19 protein-coding genes and 1 pseudogene are annotated in these 19,302 nt (G+C 64.0%); 10 read left to right on the top strand and 10 right to left on the bottom strand.

Features of this window, described 5'->3' with window-relative positions:
• Positions 1-34 precede the first annotated feature (34 nt).
• From VGN68_RS07840 to xth, 3 genes are all read left to right on the top strand, one after another.
• Positions 35-733: a M23 family metallopeptidase gene (locus VGN68_RS07840; RefSeq protein WP_327475489.1), complete on the top strand. Its 699-nt coding sequence runs from the start codon at positions 35-37 to the stop codon at positions 731-733.
• A gap of 101 nt (positions 734-834) precedes the next feature.
• Positions 835-1,176 carry an iron-sulfur cluster insertion protein ErpA gene (gene erpA / locus VGN68_RS07845; RefSeq protein WP_327475491.1) on the top strand — a complete coding sequence of 114 codons (342 nt, stop codon included), beginning with the start codon at positions 835-837 and terminating at the stop codon, positions 1,174-1,176.
• Positions 1,177-1,297: 121 nt separating this feature from the next.
• The gene (gene xth / locus VGN68_RS07850) at positions 1,298-2,068 is read left to right on the top strand and encodes an exodeoxyribonuclease III (protein ID WP_327475521.1); all 771 of its coding nucleotides are present in this window, start codon (positions 1,298-1,300) and stop codon (positions 2,066-2,068) included.
• Positions 2,069-2,178: 110 nt separating this feature from the next.
• Here the strand turns inward: xth and VGN68_RS07855 are convergent, their stop codons facing one another.
• The 3 genes from VGN68_RS07855 to VGN68_RS07865 all read right to left on the bottom strand — a co-directional run bounded on the left by VGN68_RS07855 (position 2,179) and on the right by VGN68_RS07865 (position 5,967).
• A complete protein-coding gene (locus VGN68_RS07855; RefSeq protein WP_327475493.1) occupies positions 2,179-3,300 on the bottom strand; it encodes a DUF1501 domain-containing protein in 1,122 nt (373 codons plus the stop codon).
• Positions 3,301-3,303: 3 nt separating this feature from the next.
• Entirely contained in the window at positions 3,304-4,737 is a 1,434-nt protein-coding gene (locus tag VGN68_RS07860) for a DUF1800 domain-containing protein (RefSeq protein ID WP_327475495.1), read from the bottom strand.
• A gap of 63 nt (positions 4,738-4,800) precedes the next feature.
• Positions 4,801-5,967: an N-acetyltransferase gene (locus VGN68_RS07865; protein WP_327475496.1), complete on the bottom strand. Its 1,167-nt coding sequence runs from the start codon at positions 5,965-5,967 to the stop codon at positions 4,801-4,803.
• Positions 5,968-6,086: 119 nt separating this feature from the next.
• Here VGN68_RS07865 and VGN68_RS07870 point away from each other — a divergent pair, with 119 nt between their 5' ends.
• Positions 6,087-7,196: a fatty acid desaturase gene (locus VGN68_RS07870; RefSeq protein WP_327475497.1), complete on the top strand. Its 1,110-nt coding sequence runs from the start codon at positions 6,087-6,089 to the stop codon at positions 7,194-7,196.
• A 25-nt stretch (positions 7,197-7,221) separates the two neighbouring features.
• On the opposite strand, the gene VGN68_RS07875 is transcribed toward VGN68_RS07870, so the two are convergent.
• From VGN68_RS07875 to lptF, 3 genes are read right to left on the bottom strand one after another with little or no spacing between them, the layout of a single operon-like run.
• Positions 7,222-7,515, bottom strand: a complete 294-nt coding sequence (locus tag VGN68_RS07875; RefSeq protein ID WP_327475499.1) for a hypothetical protein — start codon at positions 7,513-7,515, stop codon at positions 7,222-7,224.
• 24 nt (positions 7,516-7,539) lie between these two features.
• Positions 7,540-8,637, bottom strand: a complete 1,098-nt coding sequence (lptG, locus tag VGN68_RS07880) for an LPS export ABC transporter permease LptG (protein WP_327475501.1) — start codon at positions 8,635-8,637, stop codon at positions 7,540-7,542.
• A 1-nt stretch (position 8,638) separates the two neighbouring features.
• A complete protein-coding gene (lptF, locus tag VGN68_RS07885) occupies positions 8,639-9,859 on the bottom strand; it encodes an LPS export ABC transporter permease LptF (RefSeq protein WP_327475503.1) in 1,221 nt (406 codons plus the stop codon).
• Positions 9,860-9,991: 132 nt separating this feature from the next.
• Between lptF and VGN68_RS07890 the strand changes: the two genes are divergently transcribed.
• From VGN68_RS07890 to VGN68_RS07900, 3 genes are read left to right on the top strand one after another with little or no spacing between them, the layout of a single operon-like run.
• Positions 9,992-10,507, top strand: a complete 516-nt coding sequence (locus VGN68_RS07890; protein ID WP_327475505.1) for a DUF2141 domain-containing protein — start codon at positions 9,992-9,994, stop codon at positions 10,505-10,507.
• 7 nt (positions 10,508-10,514) lie between these two features.
• The gene (locus VGN68_RS07895; RefSeq protein WP_327475507.1) at positions 10,515-11,489 is read left to right on the top strand and encodes an acylglycerol kinase family protein; all 975 of its coding nucleotides are present in this window, start codon (positions 10,515-10,517) and stop codon (positions 11,487-11,489) included.
• A gap of 10 nt (positions 11,490-11,499) precedes the next feature.
• Positions 11,500-12,420, top strand: coding sequence for a hypothetical protein (locus VGN68_RS07900; protein ID WP_327475509.1), 921 nt, complete (start codon positions 11,500-11,502; stop codon positions 12,418-12,420).
• A gap of 190 nt (positions 12,421-12,610) precedes the next feature.
• Here VGN68_RS07900 and VGN68_RS07905 read toward each other — a convergent pair whose 3' ends face one another.
• From VGN68_RS07905 to VGN68_RS07915, 3 genes are all read right to left on the bottom strand, one after another.
• A complete protein-coding gene (locus tag VGN68_RS07905; RefSeq protein ID WP_327475511.1) occupies positions 12,611-14,584 on the bottom strand; it encodes an ATP-binding protein in 1,974 nt (657 codons plus the stop codon).
• Between the two features lie 102 nt (positions 14,585-14,686).
• Positions 14,687-15,889: a serine palmitoyltransferase gene (gene spt, locus VGN68_RS07910; protein WP_327475513.1), complete on the bottom strand. Its 1,203-nt coding sequence runs from the start codon at positions 15,887-15,889 to the stop codon at positions 14,687-14,689.
• A gap of 105 nt (positions 15,890-15,994) precedes the next feature.
• Positions 15,995-16,231, bottom strand: coding sequence for an acyl carrier protein (locus tag VGN68_RS07915; protein ID WP_293700342.1), 237 nt, complete (start codon positions 16,229-16,231; stop codon positions 15,995-15,997).
• A gap of 152 nt (positions 16,232-16,383) precedes the next feature.
• Here VGN68_RS07915 and VGN68_RS07920 point away from each other — a divergent pair, with 152 nt between their 5' ends.
• Together VGN68_RS07920 and VGN68_RS07925 are read left to right on the top strand one after the other, a co-directional pair.
• Complete coding sequence (locus tag VGN68_RS07920; protein WP_327475515.1) at positions 16,384-16,956, top strand: Pycsar system effector family protein; 573 nt, start codon at positions 16,384-16,386, stop codon at positions 16,954-16,956.
• 250 nt (positions 16,957-17,206) lie between these two features.
• A complete protein-coding gene (locus VGN68_RS07925; RefSeq protein WP_327475517.1) occupies positions 17,207-18,607 on the top strand; it encodes an MATE family efflux transporter in 1,401 nt (466 codons plus the stop codon).
• Here VGN68_RS07925 and VGN68_RS07930 read toward each other — a convergent pair.
• Positions 18,599-19,048 carry an HNH endonuclease signature motif containing protein gene (locus VGN68_RS07930; protein ID WP_327475519.1) on the bottom strand — a complete coding sequence of 150 codons (450 nt, stop codon included), beginning with the start codon at positions 19,046-19,048 and terminating at the stop codon, positions 18,599-18,601. The two genes, VGN68_RS07925 and VGN68_RS07930, sit on opposite strands and share 9 nt — an antisense overlap.
• Positions 19,049-19,190: 142 nt before the next feature.
• Between VGN68_RS07930 and VGN68_RS07935 the strand changes: the two are divergent.
• Positions 19,191-19,302, top strand: a pseudogene (locus VGN68_RS07935) (co-chaperone GroES); the annotation flags it as partial.

Genomic DNA, 19,302 nt, shown 5'->3' on the forward strand with positions numbered 1-19,302 from the left:
GACTTTGGCGACATGGCACACGCGGGGTCGTATTTTGATAAACACTCTTCTGACGCAGAAGTTGCATCAAGTCGCAATCTGCGCCGCAGCATGTTTCGCTCTGGCCACTCCGGCCGTCCACGCCGCTGAAACCAGCGCCGATGCTGGCATTATCGCTCCCGACGAGCCCGATGACGACAGCTTCACCGCTGGCGTTCCCTCGGTCGGCGAAGACAGCGAAGCCCGCGCAATTTTTCAGGCGTGGAAGCGTCTCGACACCGGCCTGACGGCCTCGATCGGGGTTGCAGTGCCGTCGCGCCGCCCGATCGACCAGATGTCGCTGTCGTCGTCCTATGGCATGCGCGTCCACCCCGTCACCGGCAAGGTCGCGCGCCACAACGGCATCGACATCCCGGCGCCGCACGGCACCCCGATTTACGCGACTGCCGACGGCATCGTCGGCCGCGCCCAGCGCCTCGGCGGCTATGGCAATTATGTGGAAGTCGAACATGGCAACGCGATCCAGACCCGCTACGGCCATATGTCGTCCTACATCGTGCGCCCCGGCCAACAGGTCAAAAAAGGCGATATTCTGGGCTACGTCGGTTCGACCGGTCGTTCGACCGGCAACCACCTGCATTATGAAGTCCGCATCGAAGGCGCGCCGGTCAATCCGATGCCGTTCGTGCGCTCGGATCAAATGGCAATCGCTGCCATCACCGGCAAGAATGTCGCGATGGGCGGTCCCGAATAAGAGATAATGACGAGCTTTCCTGGGTCGGAGAGGAGGGGCGCCAGGCGGGATAACCGTCGCGGCGCCCTTTTCATTTGGTGTAAAGCGCCTATCTAGCAGTCATGGCCACGCAGCTTTCCGATATCACCCTGTCGCCCGCCGCCGCGGCGCGCGTCCGCTGGATCGCCGACCGCAAGGGCGAGGCTGAAGCGGCGCTGCGCCTCGCGGTCGATGGCGGCGGCTGTTCGGGCTTCACCTATCGCTTCGGTTTGGCCGAGGGCATCGACGCCGATGACATCGTCACCGAAACCGACGGGGTAAAGCTGGTTGTCGATCCGGTGAGTATCGACCTGGTCCGCGGTTGCGTCGTCGATTTTGTCGATTCGCTCGGCGGATCGTCGTTCAAGGTCGAAAATCCGAACGCAGCCTCGGGCTGCGGCTGCGGGTCCAGCTTCTCGATTTAGGACCGGCACCGATTTCCGTTTGTGCTGAGCTTGTCGAAGCACCGTCCTTCTTTTACGCAGAAGGAAAGAACAGCCCTTCGACAAGCTCAGGGCGAACGGAAAGAGAAGTCCGCCTGTGACCCTGAAAATCGCGACCTTCAATATCAACGGGATCAAGGCCCGCCTGCCGCGCCTGATTGAATGGCTCGATGAAACCCAGCCCGACGTCGCCTGCTTGCAGGAACTGAAATCGAGCGATGAAACCATGCCGACCAAGGAGATCGAGGCGGCGGGTTACGGCTTCCTCTATCATGGCCAAAAGGGTTTCAACGGCGTCGCGATCCTCGCCAAAGGCACCCAGCCGGTCGAGACGCAACGCGGGCTCGCGGGCGAAGATGAGGACGAGCAATCGCGCTACCTCGAGGCCGACGTCCACGGCCTGCGCGTCGCGTCGATCTACCTGCCCAACGGCAACCCGCAGCCGGGGCCGAAATTCGATTACAAGCTGCGCTGGATGGCGCGGCTGCGCGAGCGTGCCAAGGTGCTCCTTGCCTCGGAAATTCCGACGATCCTGACCGGCGATTACAATGTCATCCCGCACGACGATGATGTCTGGGATCCGCGCGTCATGGCGACCGACGCGTTGATGCAGCCCGAATCGCGCGACGCGTGGTTCCGCCTGCTCGGCGACGGGTGGACCGACGCACTGCGCAGCCGCCATCCCGGCGGCCATGTCTGGACCTTTTGGGATTATCAGGCGGGCGGCTGGCAACGCGACCATGGCTTTCGCATCGACCACCTGCTGCTCAGCCCGGCGCTCGCCGACCGCTTGGTCGATGCCGGGGTCGACAAGGATCACCGGGGGCGGGAGAAGGCCAGCGATCATGCCCCGACCTGGGCGGTGTTGGCGTAAAGCGCACCGCATTCATCGATTCGTCATTGCGAGCGCAGCGAAGCAATCCAGAGCGGTTTACGCCACTCTGGATTGCTTCGCTGCGCTCGCAATGACGCTGGACCGTGGAATCAGGCGTCGGGATAAAGCGTCGTCATCACCCGCTTCGGGTCGAGTGCATAATGATGCGCGACCGCCGCCGCGATCACGCTTTCCAGCGACCGTGTCGGCTTGAGGTCGCGGCCATCGAGCCGCGCTGCGGGCGCCAGTACCGGCCAGTCGGCCGACACCTTGCCACCTTCGGCCAACCCGCCGCCCAGCAGCATCGCCGTCGATGCGGTGCCATGGTCGGTGCCGCCGGTGCCGTTGACCTCGACGGTGCGGCCGAATTCGGTCGCGACAATCACCAGCGTGTCGCTCCACGCCGGGCCGAGCCCCGTCTGGAGCGCCCCAACCAGCTGATCCAGCCCGCGCAGCTGCGCGTTCAGCCGTCCGCGCTGGCCGCTGTGCGTATCCCAGCCGCCGGTTTCGACCATCATCACCCTTGCGCCGTCGGCGGGCAGCATCAGCGATGCCGCCAGCTTGCCCAGATCGGCGCCGTTGCGGCCATTGTTGCCGCCAATGTCGCCCGCCAGTTCCTGCGTCTTGACCGCGCTGTCCCACAGCGGGTGCAGCAGCGGGTCATCGGCATAGAGCGCCGACAGCCGCGCGATCAGGTCGCCATCGGCCTGCGGCAGGCGGCTCGGTGCATAGGTGCCGACCTGGACCGTTCCGCGCAGCGCCAGCGGCACCGCGGGGGCGATGGCAATCGCGTCGCGCTCGGCGGCCGGCAGCAGCGTCAGCAGCCGCCCGACCCAGCCGTCGCCGCGCCCATAAGGCCGCGATCCGCCACCCTCGAGCATATTCTGCCCGTCGAAATGCGACCGGTCGCGATAGGCGGTGGCGACGGCGTGGGCGAAATGCGCCTGCTTGCCGCTGTAAAGCCCGGCCGTAGCGGCGAGCGCCGGGTGCAGCGTGAACATCGCATCGAGTTTGGCGCCGCCCGAAGTTTCGTCGGCCATCGCGCGGCGGGCGGCGCCGAAAGCCGGGTCACCGGTTGGCGCCACGGTCGCCAGCCCATCGGCGGCGCCGCGCTGGATGATGAACACCAGCCGTTTGGGCGTCGCCGCGGCAGCATAGGCAAAGCCGGGCAGGGCGCCCGCCGCGGCGACGGTGATGCCCGACAGGATGATCGAACGGCGCGACAGGATCATTGTCTATCTCCGCAAAAAGCTTGGGCTGGCGAACAGCATCGCGATGCCCTGGCCCGGACTGTCGGCACGCGCGATGGCCTCCGCGGTCTGGGGCGTCAGGGCGTCGGCAAGGACGAGCGGCGCCAGCTGGCGCGCGTCGACGCGGTCGCCGATCCGTCCCGCGATCCGGCTGGCGAGTTCGACGCGCTGCATCAATCCCGCCGATCCGGCCCAGGTCGCGACCTTGTCGTCATAACCCGCGGGCGATCCGGGGCGCCAGACCGGCTGGCCCAGCTGGGTGAACAGCGCCACGACATTCTGTTTAGGTCCGAACGCGGGGACTTTCAGCGCGCGCAGCATCGACACCGTCCAATCCCATGGCGATTTGAACAGCGTCGGCGCCGCGTCCCAGGGTTCGGGCGAAGCCACAACGGTGCGATACAGCGACGTCAGATCGCCGCCGCTCTTGAGGAAATCGGCGGCAAGCCGATCGACCAGCGCCGCGGGCGGATCATCGGCGGTGAAATGGCGCGCCAGCTTGGTCGCGATATGACGCGCAGTGGCGGGATGGACGGCCAGGTCGCGCAGAATCGCCTCGGCCTGCGCCGCCCCGGCGGCATCATAACGCCGGCCCAGCACGGTTTGCGCGCCGGGTTCGTGCAGCGGTGCGATAAACACCGTGGCGCCCGGTTCGGCATCGGCGGGCATCAACCGCTGCCCCGCGCCGCGACCGAGTCCGGCGACGGTCAGCCCGGTGAGCGCCTTGGCAAAGGCGGTCACATCGGCCTGCGTATAGCCCGTCCGCACCCCCAGCGTATGCAGCTCCAATATCTCGCGCGCCAGATTTTCATTCAGCCCCGGGGCTTGGCGGTTGCCGCGATTGCGGACGCGGGTCGCGAACGGGCTGTCGGGACCGAAACTCTGCGCCTGATCGAGATACAGCAACATCGCGGGATGTTTCACCGCCGCGATCAGCAGGTCAGCGAATTTGCCCATGATGTGCGGGCGGATCGCCTCATTCTCATAATTGCCGACAAAGCCGATCACCGTCTGCTTGTCGGCCGACACCGCGAAATGATTGGCCCAAAAATGGACCAGCCGTTCAGAAAAGGGGGTCGGCGTCGCCACCGCCGCCGCCAGCCGCGCCGCGCTCGCCTCAACATAATGGCGCCGGATCGCCGAGCGCGACAGCCGCCGCAATTCGGGATCCATGCCCTTTTCTTCCTCGCTCATCGGCGTTTCGGCGGCCGCCGCGCGGCGCATTGCCTGGCGATCCTCGCGATATTCGACATAGGCGGTGGCGATCGCCGCGCGCCCGGCAAGCCCCGCCAATGCGGCGGGGGCGGGATCATAATCGCCAAGCTGGCGGTTCAGCCACGCTTTGGGATCGCCGATCGCCGGATCGTCAAAGCGGCGACCGAGGCCAAAGCGGTTTGCGGCAAGATATTGGACTGCCATGACAAAGCCTTTCGTGCCCCAAACGCACGATGGCCCGCGTTTGTCGCAAAGCTGTCCCAGCAATCAGAGCATTTTGTCGTAAATCTGATACACCCGGTTGACCTTGGCATCGATCGCCTCGGCGACTGCCTTCATCCCCTGATTGTCGTCGAGCACCCAGCCAATGTCGCCGCGCTCGGTCGCATAATCGCGCACCGCGTCGCGGCGGATCAGCTCGATCATCATGAAGGCAAGCGTGCTCGCCATGCGGCTGTTCTGTAATTTCTTGGCCACGCCCATCAGCGGCACGCGCAGGGTGCGACTCTTTGGCTTGCGCAGCCACCACAAAAGCCGCGCCCAGTTGAAGGGGAGCAGCGAGCCGTCCATGTCGATCAGCAACTCGTTGATATTGGGCAGCACGATGATGAACGCGACTGCCTCGCCATCGAGTTCGGCGACGCGGACCAGGTCTTCGAACACGATGGTCTTCAGCTTCTTGCCGACAAAGGCGATCTCGCTGTCGGTCAGCGGCACGAAGCCCCAATTGTCCGACCAGGCGTCGTTGAGCAGCCCCATGATCAGCGCCGCTTCGGCGTCGAAATTCTTTTTGTCGACCTTGCGTACCCGGATGCGCGCGTTCTTTTCGCCAGCCGCGACGATGCGGTTCACCAGCGGCGAAAAGCCTTCTTTGACATAGACGTCATAGTTGATCAGCTGCTTGATCGGGCGATAGCCGGTGCCTTCGATCCAGCCGCGATAGAGCGGGCTGTTGTGCCCCATCATCACCGTCGGGCGGTTGTCGAACCCTTCGATCAGCAGTCCGGGTTCGTCCCACACCGAAATCGACAGCGGGCCGAGCGACCGGTGCATGCCCTGCGTCCGCAGCCAGTCCTCGGCAGCGACGAGCAGCGCGCGGGTCGCTTCCTCATCCTCGGCTTCGAGCAGACCCCAGTTGCCGGTACCCGGCCCCATCCCCTGTTCGGCGGGCTGGGTGAGCGCGAGTTCGTCGATATGCGCCGAGATGCGGCCGACGGTACGCCCCTTGCGCCGCGCCAGAAACAGCTGCGCCTTGCCATGTTCGAACCACGGATTTTTGCCCGGGGTGAGCAGGCTGTAAACCTCGCCCTTCAGCGGCGGCACCCACGCCGGATCGCCGCGATTGAGGCGAAAGGCGAGCTCGACAAACTCACGTTTGTCGTTCTTGTCCTTGACCGGGTGGATGGTGATCGGGCCGTCCGAATGTCCGCTCATACTGGTTTCCTGAAATGCCAACCTTATATGTCTGGCGACGCATTAGGGCATCGCCAAGCTGCTGGCGACCCGCATTTGGCCATCTTGCTGCCACGAAATCATGATGAAGAGTGCAGGTTATGACGACGATCAATCCCCCCGCCGATCGGGTCGCGACGCCTTTCGCGCCTGCCGCGGTAAAAACGCCCAAGTCGGCGATCGCCGATGATATGGCGATGATCCGCGCCGCGTCGGAGCTGACGCGCGACCTCGTCACGCCCAGCCCACGCATCTATTGGACAGACTTTCTGGCGTCGACGTTCATCGGCTATGCGGGCGTCGCGGGCGCGATTTTGGCGCCGACGACCGGATGGGCGCTGGCCGCCGCGCTGATCGCCATCCTCGCGCTCTATCGCGCCGGCAGCTTCATCCACGAGCTCACCCACATCCGCAAAAACGCGCTGCCGGGCTTTCGCTTTGGCTGGAATTTGCTCGTCGGCGTGCCGTTGCTGATCCCGTCCTATATGTATGAGGGCATTCACAGCCTGCACCACAATCGCACCAAATATGGCACGGTCGACGATCCCGAATATCTGCCGCTCGCGCTGATGAAGCCGTGGACGGTGCCGCTGTTCGTGGTCGCTGCCGCCTTTGCGCCGCTCGCGCTGCTGTTCCGTTACGCGGTGCTGACCCCGCTGTCGTTTCTGATCCCGCCGCTGCGCCGGATAGTTGTCGAGCGCTATTCGGGGATGATCATCAACCCGCTGTTCCGTCGCAAGGCACCCGACGGCGATTTTCGCCGCATGTGGGCGTGGCAGGAGGGCGGCGCGTGGGCGTGGTCGAGCCTGCTGATCGCCGCGGGCGTCTTCGGCTGGGTGCCGCTGCGCGCGTTGCTGATCTTTGGCGCGATTGCCGCGGCGACCTTGGTGCTCAACCAGATCCGCACCTTGGTGGCGCATTTGTGGGAGAATGACGGCGAAGTGCTGACCGTGACCGGTCAGTTCCTCGACAGCGTCAACGTCCCGCCGCCGGGCTTGCTGCCCGAGCTGTGGGCGCCGGTGGGCCTGCGCTATCATGCACTGCACCATCTGCTGCCGGGCGTGCCCTACCACGCGCTTGCCGAGGCGCATCGCCGGTTGAAGGACGTGCTGCCTATGGATTCGCAATATCATGGCGCGAATTACGACAGCTTGCCGAAGCTGGTCGCGAATCTGGTGGCGGGTTCGGCGCGGGGTGGCGTTGGAGCGTAACAGCGATTGGTGCCCGTTCGTTCCCCTACACGCGCTGCAATCTGGATATTATCAGAAGGGCGTAAAGTATCATTGCGGCTTGAGCAATTTTGAACGCTTGTTGTTCGTAACCGCCAAATAGCTCGAAGCCGGCATAGTATATGACCGCCGTCCCCAGCAGCGAGGCGAGGAAAAGCAGACAGATAACTTTCTGGCGCTTGGTGGCGGCAGTATATTCAGGTCGAGCATCTCCCGACCGATTTCGAGCATAGGTCATCGCCAAGATCGCCAAAGCGACGATCGCCGCCCACAGCGTTGGGCTGGAGGTGAATTCGATCATATCTGCAGCCGATGGCTTTTCACCCTATTCCTCGGTCCGAATCAAAATCATCTCACCAATCAGTGCAAACAATATGAACGGCCCCCACGCCGCCAGAAACGGCGAGTAGGCGCCCAGATCGCCCATCGCGAGCGCGAAATTGTCGGCGACGAAATAGGCGAAACCCAGCGCCATGCCGAAGATCGCACGGATGAACAGCTTGCCCGACCGCGCGAGGCCGAACGCCGCGACCGCGCCAAGCAGCGGCATCAATATCGCCGACAGCGGCCCCGAAATCTTGTGCCACAGCACGCCTTTCAGCGCGTTGACCGGCCGCCCTGCAGCCTCCAGGTCGGCGATCGCCGCGCGGAGCTGGAGGAAGGGCAATTCGTCGCCATCGACTTGCGCCAGCGTAAACTGGTCGGGGCGCACATTGGGTGCGGCGATGATCGTGCCGAGCGGCTCGACCGTGCCGGAACGGCGCAGGAAGCGGGTCGCGCCCGACATTTCCCATCCCCCCGCGACCGACCGCGCGCTGTCGGCCTTGAGCATTGAGGACAGCACCCCGCCGGTGCGTTCATAGATGGTCACGCCGCGCAGGACGATCGACGGCCCGCCGGTCTCGACCGTCTCGGCGTTGATCAGATCGTCGCCGTCGCGGACCCAGATGTTGCTGCGCACCCCATTGTCGGCCGGCACGCGTTTATACTCGACCTTTTGCCAGGCGCTGAGCGCGGCGGTCGACCGCGTGACGATGCGTTCGTTGAAAGCAAAGCTGATGCCGGCGACGAGCAACGCGGCGAGGAACAAGGGCGCCAGCACCTGATGCGCCGACATGCCCGACGCCTTCATTGCGACGACTTCGCTGTTCTGGTTCAGCGTGATCAGCGTCAATATCGTGCCGAGCAGCACCGAAAAGGGCAGGAAGGTCTCGATAATCTGCGGCAGCCGCATCCCGACATAGCGCCAGACGTCCGAATCGCTGTTGCCCGCGACCGCCAGGATCTTGCCGCTTTCGCCGAGCAGGTCGAGCGTTTGCAGGATCAGCACCAGCGCGAACAGGATCGAAAAGGAGCGCACCAGGAACAGGCGGCCGACATACAGCGCCATCGTGCGCGACGGGAAAAAGTGGAGCTGGTGCATTTTAGGTTGAACTCTCCACCGCCCGCGGCTTGCGTTGGAACAGCGTCGCCAACCCGCGAATCTTTTGCGCCGCTTTGGCCGCAACGCGCTCCAGCGCGCCGATCGGCTGGCCGCCCGGCACATGCGCGACGACATAATACATCCAGACCGCCAGCGCCGCGAACAGCAGGAACGGCACCCATAGCGCGATCACCGGATCGATCACCCCGCGCGCGCCCATATCCTCGGCATATTGGTTGATCTTGTGCTGGGTCACCAGCAGCACGATCGACAGGAAGACGCCGAGCGACGAGGTCGACCGTTTGGGCGGGATCGCCAGCGCGATCGCGATCAGCGGGATCAGGAACATCGACAGCACTTCGACGATCCGGAAATGGAAATTGGCGCGCGATTCGAGCCGCGTCTGTTCGGACTGGCTCTGATCCTTGCCCGCCACGAACAGTTCAGGGATCGTCATTTCACGGTCGGCGCCGCCGCGCAGGCGGAACGCCTCGATCTTGGGCAGCGGGATCGGCAGGTCATGATTGTCGAAGGTCAGCACGCGCGGCACCGAAAATTTCGGCGATTCGTGTATCAACACCCCCTGCGACAGGCGCAGGATGATCGTGTTGGGATCGTCGGTGGCGAGGAACTGGCCGCGCGCCGCGGTCGCCGACACGCGCTGCCCGTCATTATTGTCGCCGCGCACGAAAATGCCGCGCAGCGACTTGCCGTCGTCATAGCTTTCCTCAATCCGCAGCGTCATCCGGTCGCCCAGCTTGGTGAACTCGCCGACCTTGATCGACGCCCCCAGCGCCCCCGAGCGCAGCTCGAATTGCAAACCTTCATAGGCATAGCGCGCAACCGGCTGGATAAAGCCAACAATCGCCAGATTGAGCGCTGCCAGCGCTATCGCAAAAGCAAAGGGGATGCGCATCAGTCGCCCAAAGCTCATCCCGACGCCCTTCAGCACATCGAGCTCGCTAGTCGTCGCCAGCTTCCGAAAAGCCAGCAGTATTCCCAGCATCAGCCCGATCGGGATGCCCAGCGAAAGATATTCGGGGATCAGGTTCGCCAGCATCCGCCACACGACGCTGACCGGCCCGCCCTCGGTGGCGACGAAGTCGAACAGGCGCAGCATTTTTTCCAGCACCAGCAGCATCGCCGACAGCACGAGCGTACCGACCATGGGAAAGAAGATGAGACGCGCGATGTAGCGGTCGATGGCAGGCAGCTTATTCAATCTTTCGTCGCCCCATCACCATGATTTGGCCGCAAATGGTTCCGATATGCCGATCAAGGGCGACAGGAACCCGTGTCGGCATGTGCTTTTGCGTTTGCTGGCGTGGCTATAACCTCTGGAGGTATTGAGGTCATGTCGAAAATTTTTCTCGCCGGCCTGCTTGCCGCTGGCGCTGCCGGAGCGCTGATTGCGCCCGTGGCGGCGCAGGGTGCGGCATTGGGTCCGGCGGCGGCACTGTGCAACAGCAACGCCACCGCGGTGCAGGTTGACGTGCGCGGGTTCAAGGCGCGCACCGGCACGGTGCGGGTCCAGATTTACAGCGCGAACAGCAATTATCTGGAAAAGCGCAAATGGATCGAACGCGTCGACGTGCCGGTCTCGCGCGCCGGAACGATGTCGGTCTGCGTGCCGGTCAAGCAGCCGGGCAGCTATGTCGTTTCTGTGCGCCATGACATGAACGGCAATGGCAAGTCGGATCGCAGCGACGGCGCGGGTCTGTCGGGCAATCCCGACATGAAGGTCAGCGATTTCATCTTCAAGCGGAAGCCCAAATTGGCGACGGTCAGCTTTGCCGTCGGCGGCGCCACCAAGCGCGTGCCGATCGTGCTGAACTACGTCAACGGCCTGTCGTTCGACCCGGTAGAATAGGGATTCCATGGCCAGCGTCGCGCTTCTTTCCAATCCGCGTTCGACCGGCAACCGTGCCCTGTTGCCGCGGGTTCGCGAGTATTGCGCAGCGCACCCCGATATTTTTCATTACGAGGTCGAGGACGTCGACCAGATCGGCGAGGCGATCCGCACCATTGCTATGGTCTCCCCGCGCGTCGTCGTCATCAACGGCGGTGACGGCACGGTACAGGCCGCGCTGACCGAGCTGTATTCGGGCGGGCATTTCGGCGGTTCGCCGCCGCCGGTCGCGGTGCTGCCGAACGGCAAGACCAATTTGATCGCGCTCGACCTGGGCGCCGCGGGCGACCCGATCAAGGCGTTGCAGCGGGTGATCGAGCTGGTCGAATCGGGCCGGCTCGACGATCATGTGATCCAGCGTCAGCTGATCTCGCTCGACAGCGGCGGCGAAGCGCGCCCGGTGCTCGGCATGTTCCTCGGCGGCGCCTATCTCGCCGATGTCATGCTCTATTGCCGCAACCGCATTTATCCGCTCGGCCTGCCGAACGGGATTTCGCATTTCCTCGCGGCGATCCTTGGCCTGTCGGCTCTGCTCTTTGGCCTCGGCGGCGGGCGCCTGCCGCCCAAGCCTGAGGCGATGACGGTGTCGCTGATCCGTCAGGGCGAGTTCAAGGGCAAATTTTCGCTCCTGATCGTCACCACGCTCGAAAAACTGCTGCTCAGCATTCGCACCAACGATGCCGCGGGGCAGAGCGGCCAGATGAAATTGCTTGCGGTCGACCGCGGCTTTGGCGCGCTGTTCCGGATGCTCGGCGCGACCTGGCGCGGAACGCTGGGGCAGAATCAGCTCAACGGCGTGCATTTTCAGCAGGGCGACGAAATCCGTATCGAGGGCGAGCGGTCGAACGTCATCCTCGATGGCGAAATCTTCCAGGCGAAGAATGGCATGCCAATCATCCTGACCTCGACGCAGCCGGTTCCGTTCCTGCGCCTCGCCGCCTGAACGCTCGCGCATGTCCAGCCTGATCGATCTGGTCCGCGCCGAACTGTCGACCCCGGTCGATCCGCGCGTTACCGCCATGGCGCAGGCGATCGCCGCCGAATATCCGGGCAGCGCCCGCGCCGTGCTGTTTTACGGCAGCTGCCTGCGGATGAGCGAACTCGACGGGCTGATGCTCGATTTCTATCTGATCGTGTCCGACTATAGCGACGCCTATCCCAAACGCTGGCTGGCGGCCGCGAACCGGCTGATCCCGCCCAATGTCTTTCCCTTTCAGCATGGCGGGCTGATCGCCAAATATGCGGTGCTCAGCGAAAAGGACTTTGCTCACCTCAACAGCGGCGAGGCATCGAATGTGTCGGTGTGGGCGCGTTTCGCGCAGCCGAGCCGCCTGGTCTGGGCGGTCGATCATGTCGCGGCGGATCGGGTTTTTGCGGCCGTCGCGGAGGCGCCGGTGACGCTGTTTTCCTTGACGATCCCGACGATGGCGCCCGACGTCGCGGCCGCGCCGGTCGATATCTGGCGCGCGGGTTTCAACCACACCTATCAGGCCGAGCTGCGCGCCGAACGGACGGGACGGTCGGTATCGATCGTCGATGCCGACCTCGACCGTTACGAGCGGTTTGCGTTGGCGACGTTGGCCGAAATCGCCGCACGCCGCGGCGTCGGCCCCGATGGCGAAGTGCCAAATGCGATGCATCCCGACACCGCCCGCCGCCGCTGGGGCCAGCTGCGCCGCCGCGGCAAGGCGCTCAGCATCGCGCGGCTCGCCAAGGCCAGCCTGACCTATGCGGGCGGAATCGATTATCTGGCGTGGAAGATCAATCGCCATGCCGGGACCAAGATCGAGATCAAACCGTGGCAGCGCCGCTGGCCCCTGGTCGCCGCGCTGACGTTGGTGCCGCGCCTGATGAAAAGCGGCGCGATCCGATAGTTGTCCTTGAGATTTGCCCCAGAAAGGGGAGCCTTTGGGGCAGATGGCCGATTAAGTGAACCGTTCGCCCTGAGCCTGTCGAAGGGTCGTTCTCTCTTGGCGACGTCGCGAAAAAGAACGGTGCTTCGACAAGCTCAGCACGAACGGGGTTGGGGAATGACGCCGGGTCCACGCTCGACGCTGCCCGCACCTAACCCGCCAGCCGTTGTCCTTCGCCCGCTCGCGCATCGCCGCACCGCCGGATCGCCTGATCGAGCGCGGTGAGGGTAAAGGGTTTGCGCAGCACGTCATGGTCGCCGAAACTGGCGACTTCGCTGGCATCGCCCGCATAGCCGGTCACGAACAGCACCGAAAGATCGGGCCAGCGCTGCTTGAGCTGCGCGACCATTTCGGGGCCGGTCAGGTCGGGCATCAACACGTCGGACAGGATCAGGTCGAAACCGCCCTGGCCATCGGCCATCCCACCCTCGACCAGCGCCTCGGCCTCCCGCGGATTGGCGCAGGCGACGACGCTGTGGCCCAGTTCACTGACCGCATCGACGGTTGCGGTCAGCACACGTTCGTCGTCTTCGACCACCAAAATGCGCAGGGCTTCGGCCGGGGATGTGACGCCGTCGGCGGGTCCGGCCACGGGTTCGGACGCCTGGTCCGCCTGCGCTTTCGCCACCGGCAACAGCATCGCGACGCTCGTCCCTTCGCCTTCGGTCGAGGAAATCTGCACCTCGCCCCCCGACTGGCGGCAAAAGGCAAAGACCTGGCTCATGCCAAGCCCCGTTCCCTGTCCCGCGGGTTTGGTGGTGTAAAAAGGGTCGAACACGCGTTCCAGAACCTCGGGTGACATGCCGCATCCGGTGTCGATCACCTGCACCGCCAGCGCCTTGCCGTCGCCGTCGTCAAGGGTCCGGATGGTGAGCGCGCCATGGCCGTCCATCGCGTCGCGCGCATTGACCGCAAGGTTGAGCAGCGCGTTTTCGAACTGCTGCCGGTCGAGCCAGCAAGCCAGATTATTGGCCTGGAGATCGAGCGTCAGCGCGATGCGGTCGCCGATCGTCCGCGCGATCAGCTCGGCGAAGCCCGCGATACACGCGTCGATATCGGTCATTTCGGGGCGCGCGGGTTCGGAACGGGCAAAGGTCAGCAGCCGCCGCGTCAGGTCGGCGGCGCGATTGGCGCCGTCGAGCGCGTTGGCAAGGTGGCGTTCGGCCTTTTCGGGCTCACCCGGCAGCCAGCGCTGCGCCAGTTCAAGCCCGCCGACAACAACCGCCAGCATATTGTTGAAATCATGCGCGATGCCGCCGGTCAGCTGGCCGACCGCTTCCATCTTTTGCGCCTGACGCAGCTGCGCTTCGGCTGCGGCGCGCTCGGTCATCTCGCTACGCAGCGCGATATTGGCCTGTTCCAGTTCGGCGGTGCGCGCCTCGACCGCTTCCTCCAGCTGCATCGCGCGCTCGCTCTCGGCCACTTGCTCGCGCCGTGCGACGCGGCGTTCGGCTTCGGCGCGAACGAACGAGAAAGTCGTGCCGATCGCGACCGCCGCGATCGCGGCGCCGAGCAACGCAAACAACAATATCGCTTGTTTCAGGCTGGCGCGATCGGCGGCGGCGACGCGGTTGCGTTCACGCAGCAGCGCGCGCTCATTGGCAATGATCTGGTTGAGCAGCTTGTCGATGCGGCTGAGCCCGGCATCGTGTCCCGCCGCATGATATTTGGAGATGGCCGCGATCGTCTGGTTGTAATTGGCGCTGAGCGCCGCGTCACCCAGTTGCCGCCCGCGGCTGTCCATCTCGGCCGTCAGGTCATCGACCAGCTTCGACTGGGCGGCATTATCGCGCACGCTGCGGTCGAGCCGCGTCAGATATTGCCGCGCCAGCCCCCATTGCTGTTCGTAAACGCGACCGTCTTCCTTTTGCAGCCCTACGGCGAACCGCCCGAGCGCAGCCTCGGCGCGCGCGAGCGATGCGTCAAGCGAGCGGGTCTGCGAGATGACTTCCAGGCTCTGCGTCTGCCAGCCCAGCGACTGGTCATAATTGTCGCTGGCGCGCGCGAGCAGCAGGACCAGCGCCCCGACGATGCCGATCAGCATCGTCGCCATGCCGATCGTCAGCCAGAAGCGTAGCCGCTCTCGCCGCGTCTCGGTTTCGGTATCGCCATCCCGCTCGAACACGCGCCTGTCTTACCGGACATGCGCCCTACCGCAAAGCGCCGAAATCCGCGCCGCTTCGGTTCGGCGCAAAAAGGAATCCGCTGGTCGGCGGATTGGGTCGATTCAGCCGATAATGCCGATGCGCTTGCCCGCGCGCTCGAAACGGCCAAGGATTTCGCCGACTTGCTCGCTGCTATGTTCGGCGCACAGCGAACAGCGCAGCAGCGTCATGCCCGCAGGGGTTGCAGGCGGGCGCGCCAGATTGACGTACAGCCCTTCCTCAAGCAGTGCCTCCCACATCATCGCGCCCTTCTCCAGGTCGGGCATGATGACCGCAATAATCGCCGATTGCGCTTCGTCGGTGCCGAGCTGGAATCCCAGATCGCGCAGCCCCTTGTGCAGAACCTTTGAATTTTCCCAAAGGTGGGCGCGCTTGTTCGACCCGTGCATCAGCTTGCGGATGCTCGTCGCCGCGGTCGCCACAACGCTCGGCGGCAGCGACGCGGTGAAAACATAGGGGCGGCACACCAGCCGCAGGATCTCAAATTTCGGATGGTTCGACACACAGAAACCGCCGACCGTGCCGACGCTCTTGCTGAAGGTGCCGATGATGAAATCGACGTCGTCGATCACCCCCTGCGCCTCGGCAACGCCGCGGCCATTCTCGCCGATAAAGCCCATCGAATGGGCTTCGTCGACCAGTATCATCGCGCCATTTTCCTTGGAAACGCGGATCATTTCCTTCAGCGGCGCGACGTCGCCGAGCATCGAATAGACGCCCTCGAGCACGACGAGCTTGCCCGCTTCGGGGGGCAGGCGTTTCAGCCGTTTTTCCAGCGCCTCCACGTCGTTGTGGCGGAAGGCGACGATTTCGGCGTTGCCCATCGCGCAGCCATCATAGATCGACGCATGGCTGTCGATGTCGAGGATGACATAATCGCCTTTGCCCGCGATTGTGCTGATGATGCCGAGGTTCGCCTGATACCCCGTTGAAAACACCATGGCATGATCCATGGCGTAGAATTCCTTCAGCGCCTCTTCGCACGCCTTGTGGCCTTGATAGGTGCCGTTGAGGACGCGGCTGCCGGTCGTGCCGCTGCCGAATTTGTCGAGCGCGTCCTTGCCTGCGGCGATGACATCTTCGTCGAATGTCATGCCCATATAATTATAGGTGCCGAGCAGGATCGTCTCGCGCCCGTTGCAGATCGCGACGGTCGGCGAGATCACCTTTTCCATCACCAGATTATAGGGGTCGGTAACGCCGGTCGCGAGCAGAGTTTCGCGCTGCTGGATCAGCGGATCGAATTTCGAAAAAAGGTCGGTCATATCAATATCCTTGGCCCGTTCGTGTCGAGCGAAGTCGAGACACCCGTCGGCATGGCGCAAGGTCGAGGGGCATCTCGACTTCGCTCGATGCGAACGGCATCGGGTTTATCCTTGCAGCTTTTCAACCGCCGCCACCAATTGGCCCACGGTCTCAATCTCAGCCTGCATGTTCATGCTGATGATGATGTCGAACGTGTCCTCGACCTCGGCGACAAAATCCATCACCGTCAGGCTGTCCCATTCAAGGTCGCCGGCAAAGGTCGTCGCATCGGTCAGCGCGACCCCCTTTTTATTGAAGGGGGCGATCAGGCCGTAAATCTGGTCGGTGAGGGCGGTGCTCATGTGGTGCGTCCCGTAAAGATATAATGTTGCGCGCGGGAATGCCGCGCTCGTGTCCGATTGGCAAGCGAATGCGGCGGGAACAGGGCAGCATCTTGCCGCTGGCGGCACTTCATGGCATCGCTGTGACGGGTCGCTGACAGGGGAGAAACACCATGGACAGCGAAAACGCATCGACACCACCGACGCCGCCCGCGGTTTCGTTTCCGCCGAACGCGGTGCATCTGGTCCGCACCAACCAGCAGCTGACGATGCAGCTGTCGCAGATGGCCGACCAGAAAGCGTCGATCCTGATGGGCGCGACCTTTGTCGTGTTCACGCTTGCGGTGGGGCAGGCGCGCGCCGGGGCGGGGGCGCTGGCAATGCCGCTGACGATCCTCGCGACCTTTTCCTTCCTGTCGGCGCTGCTCGCCGTATCCGCAGTGCTGCCGCGCGTCGGCAAGGCGCCGCCGATCGTCTACAAGGACGGCAACGATCACAGCAACATCCTGTTCTTCGGCCGCTTTGCCCAGATGGAGGAGGATGAGTTCATCGATGCGGTCAAGGCGCGGCTGCGCACCGAAGAAGACCTGTATGAAACGATGCTGCGCGACACCTATCAGAACGGCATTGTCCTCGCGCGGCGAAAGTATCGCTATCTGGCCTATGCGTATCGATTGTTCGTGGTCGGGCTGACGCTGACCTTCGGGGCGTTTGCGTTCGAGATGGTCGCGATGTGGCGGGGGTGACGCAATACTAAATCCTCCCTGTGGCGAAGCCATGGGGAGGTGGCAGCGCGAAGCGCTGACGGAGGGGCTGTGGCGCTGCCGTCGCGGCCCCTCCACCACTCGCTTCGCGAGCGGTCCCCCTCCCCATGGCTTCGCCACAGGGAGGATTACACCTGCCGCTGTTGCCTTTTTGCCACCCCCGCCCCCGAAAATCCCGCCAAACCCCACCCGTGATTGAACCGCCGCACCGCCGCGCCTATCCGGGCCGGCTATGTTGCAGCAGGCCACGCCTTTGACCGCGGAACCGTCGCAGGGTCTTCGCCAGGAATTCCGGGCGACGCTGGCGCTCGCCCTGCCGCTTGCCGCCGCAAACCTGCTTCAGATGCTCGTCCACGCGATCGACGTCATCTTCGTTGCCCGGCTGGGCGATGCGGCGCTCGCCGCCTCGTCGCTCGGCGTGTCGATCTTTGGTTTGTTGCTCTGGACCGGCAGCGGACTGGTGGGCGCCGCCGCGCCGCTCATCGCCGCCGAACTGGGCCGCCGCAAACATGCGGTGCGCGAGGTGCGCCGCACCGTCCGCATGGCGCTGTGGCTCAGCGCACTGGTATCGCTCGTTTTCATGGCAATTTGCGCCGCGGGTGGACCAATCATGGTAGCGACCGGCCAGCCCGCCGAAACCTCGGCGCGCGCCGCGGGTTTCCTGCTGATCCTGATGTGGGGCATGTTCCCGATGATCGCCGCGACGGTGCTGCGCATCTTCGTCTCGGCGCTCGGGCGGCCGACGATCGCCACCGCGATCACCTTTGGCGCGCTCGGGGTCAACGCGCTGGGCAACTGGACGCTGGTGTTCGGCAATCTCGGCATGCCTGCGCTCGGGCTGCACGGCTCGGCGATCTCCAGCGTCATCACCAGCGTGCTGATGCTGCTCGCCTATGTCGTCGTCATCCAGTCCGACCGGCGGCTGCGGCGCTATCATCTGTTCGGAAACTGGTGGCGTACCGAATGGACGCGCTTTTTCGACATGCTGCGCATCGGCACCCCGATCAGCCTGACCATTTTGGCCGAAGCCGGGCTGTTCACCGGCGCCGCCTTCCTGATGGGGCGGATCGGTGAGGCGGAACTCGCGGGTCACACCATTGCGTTGCAGGTCGCCGCGCTCGCTTTCCAGATCCCGTTCGGGGTCGCACAGGCGGCGACGATCCGCGTCGGGCTGGCCTATGGCGCCCGCGACCACCGCGGCATCGCCCATGCCGGACAGGCGTCGCTGGTGCTCGGCATCGGCTTCATGGCGTTCACCGCGCTGCTGATGTGGCTGTTCCCGACGCTGGTGCTGTCGATCTATGTCGATGTCGATGCGGCGCGCAACGCGGCGCTCGTCGGGTTCGCGATGCAGTTCCTCGTCGTTGCCGCGGCGTTCCAGCTGTTCGACGGCGCGCAGGCGGTCGCCGCCGGGGTGTTGCGCGGCCTCCAAGACACCCGCACCCCGATGATCATCGCCATCTGCGGCTACTGGATCGCGGGCTATGGCACCGCGATCTACCTCGGCTTCTGGACCCCGCTCGCCGGGGTCGGGGTGTGGATCGGGCTGGCGGTCGGGCTTATTGTGGTGTCGGCGGTGCTGCTGGCGCGTTGGCGGATGCGGGCGCGGTTGGGCTTGCTGCCTTCAACCTAGCTTACGTAGCCGTTCTTCGACTTGCGCATGCAGTGCCCTTAGCCATTCGCGACCAGCTTCGGGATGGAAGGCATCGATGGGCTGGTGGCCTTTCTTGGCGTTGCAGGGCTTACAGGCCGCTACCAGATTTTGGATAGCTTCCGCGGCATCACCATTTTGACCTTCCACATGGTCGATGGTCAGGTTGTCCTTCGATAGCTTTGTGGGGCAATAGAAGCATTTGGCACCATGGGTTTCAACAGCCTTCTTCAAGCTGTTTCGCGCTGCCCAAGGACCACCCGCCGCACCTGCTACCCAGTAAAGGGGAGTCTTGCTCTCACTGCTGTGCAATCGTGCAAACACGATGGTACGATAAGGCATCATGCCGAGACACGGCTGCGCCGCTACCTCAGGTCGCTCGATCGCTTCCTGAGCCTCCTTTTGAAACCCTTCGGCCTTCATGGGTGACGGCTTAACGCTCAAGCGTAAAATTTTCGTTGGAGTCCGCTTGACGGTCTTAGGGGAGCCACCCATATGCCCATCTGTTAGCACTCGCGCCCTGTGAGTGCTAAATCACATCCATTGCATCATTGGAGGGATATCCATGCAATTTCGTCCGCTGCACGACCGAGTGCTCGTCCGCCGTATCGAAGCCGAAGAAAAAACGGCTGGCGGCATCATCATCCCCGACACCGCCAAGGAAAAGCCGCAGGAAG

The sequence above is a fragment of the Sphingopyxis sp. genome, assembly GCF_035998965.1.
Lineage (GTDB): Bacteria > Pseudomonadota > Alphaproteobacteria > Sphingomonadales > Sphingomonadaceae > Sphingopyxis.

What these genes read in the sequence shown, in the direction of transcription:
- VGN68_RS07855 (WP_327475493.1), bottom strand. Translation starts at nt 3,300, where the DNA reads ATGATCCTGTCGCGCCGTTCGATCATCCTGTCGGGCATCACCGTCGCC.
- spt (WP_327475513.1), bottom strand. Translation starts at nt 15,889, where the DNA reads ATGACCGACCTTTTTTCGAAATTCGATCCGCTGATCCAGCAGCGCGAA.
- VGN68_RS07875 (WP_327475499.1), bottom strand. Translation starts at nt 7,515, where the DNA reads ATGATCGAATTCACCTCCAGCCCAACGCTGTGGGCGGCGATCGTCGCT.
- VGN68_RS07870 (WP_327475497.1), top strand. Translation starts at nt 6,087, where the DNA reads ATGACGACGATCAATCCCCCCGCCGATCGGGTCGCGACGCCTTTCGCG.
- VGN68_RS07930 (WP_327475519.1), bottom strand. Translation starts at nt 19,048, where the DNA reads ATGAAGGCCGAAGGGTTTCAAAAGGAGGCTCAGGAAGCGATCGAGCGA.
- erpA (WP_327475491.1), top strand. Translation starts at nt 835, where the DNA reads ATGGCCACGCAGCTTTCCGATATCACCCTGTCGCCCGCCGCCGCGGCG.
- VGN68_RS07900 (WP_327475509.1), top strand. Translation starts at nt 11,500, where the DNA reads ATGTCCAGCCTGATCGATCTGGTCCGCGCCGAACTGTCGACCCCGGTC.
- VGN68_RS07865 (WP_327475496.1), bottom strand. Translation starts at nt 5,967, where the DNA reads ATGAGCGGACATTCGGACGGCCCGATCACCATCCACCCGGTCAAGGAC.
- VGN68_RS07895 (WP_327475507.1), top strand. Translation starts at nt 10,515, where the DNA reads ATGGCCAGCGTCGCGCTTCTTTCCAATCCGCGTTCGACCGGCAACCGT.
- VGN68_RS07925 (WP_327475517.1), top strand. Translation starts at nt 17,207, where the DNA reads ATGTTGCAGCAGGCCACGCCTTTGACCGCGGAACCGTCGCAGGGTCTT.
- VGN68_RS07860 (WP_327475495.1), bottom strand. Translation starts at nt 4,737, where the DNA reads ATGGCAGTCCAATATCTTGCCGCAAACCGCTTTGGCCTCGGTCGCCGC.
- VGN68_RS07920 (WP_327475515.1), top strand. Translation starts at nt 16,384, where the DNA reads ATGGACAGCGAAAACGCATCGACACCACCGACGCCGCCCGCGGTTTCG.
- lptG (WP_327475501.1), bottom strand. Translation starts at nt 8,637, where the DNA reads ATGCACCAGCTCCACTTTTTCCCGTCGCGCACGATGGCGCTGTATGTC.
- VGN68_RS07915 (WP_293700342.1), bottom strand. Translation starts at nt 16,231, where the DNA reads ATGAGCACCGCCCTCACCGACCAGATTTACGGCCTGATCGCCCCCTTC.
- VGN68_RS07890 (WP_327475505.1), top strand. Translation starts at nt 9,992, where the DNA reads ATGTCGAAAATTTTTCTCGCCGGCCTGCTTGCCGCTGGCGCTGCCGGA.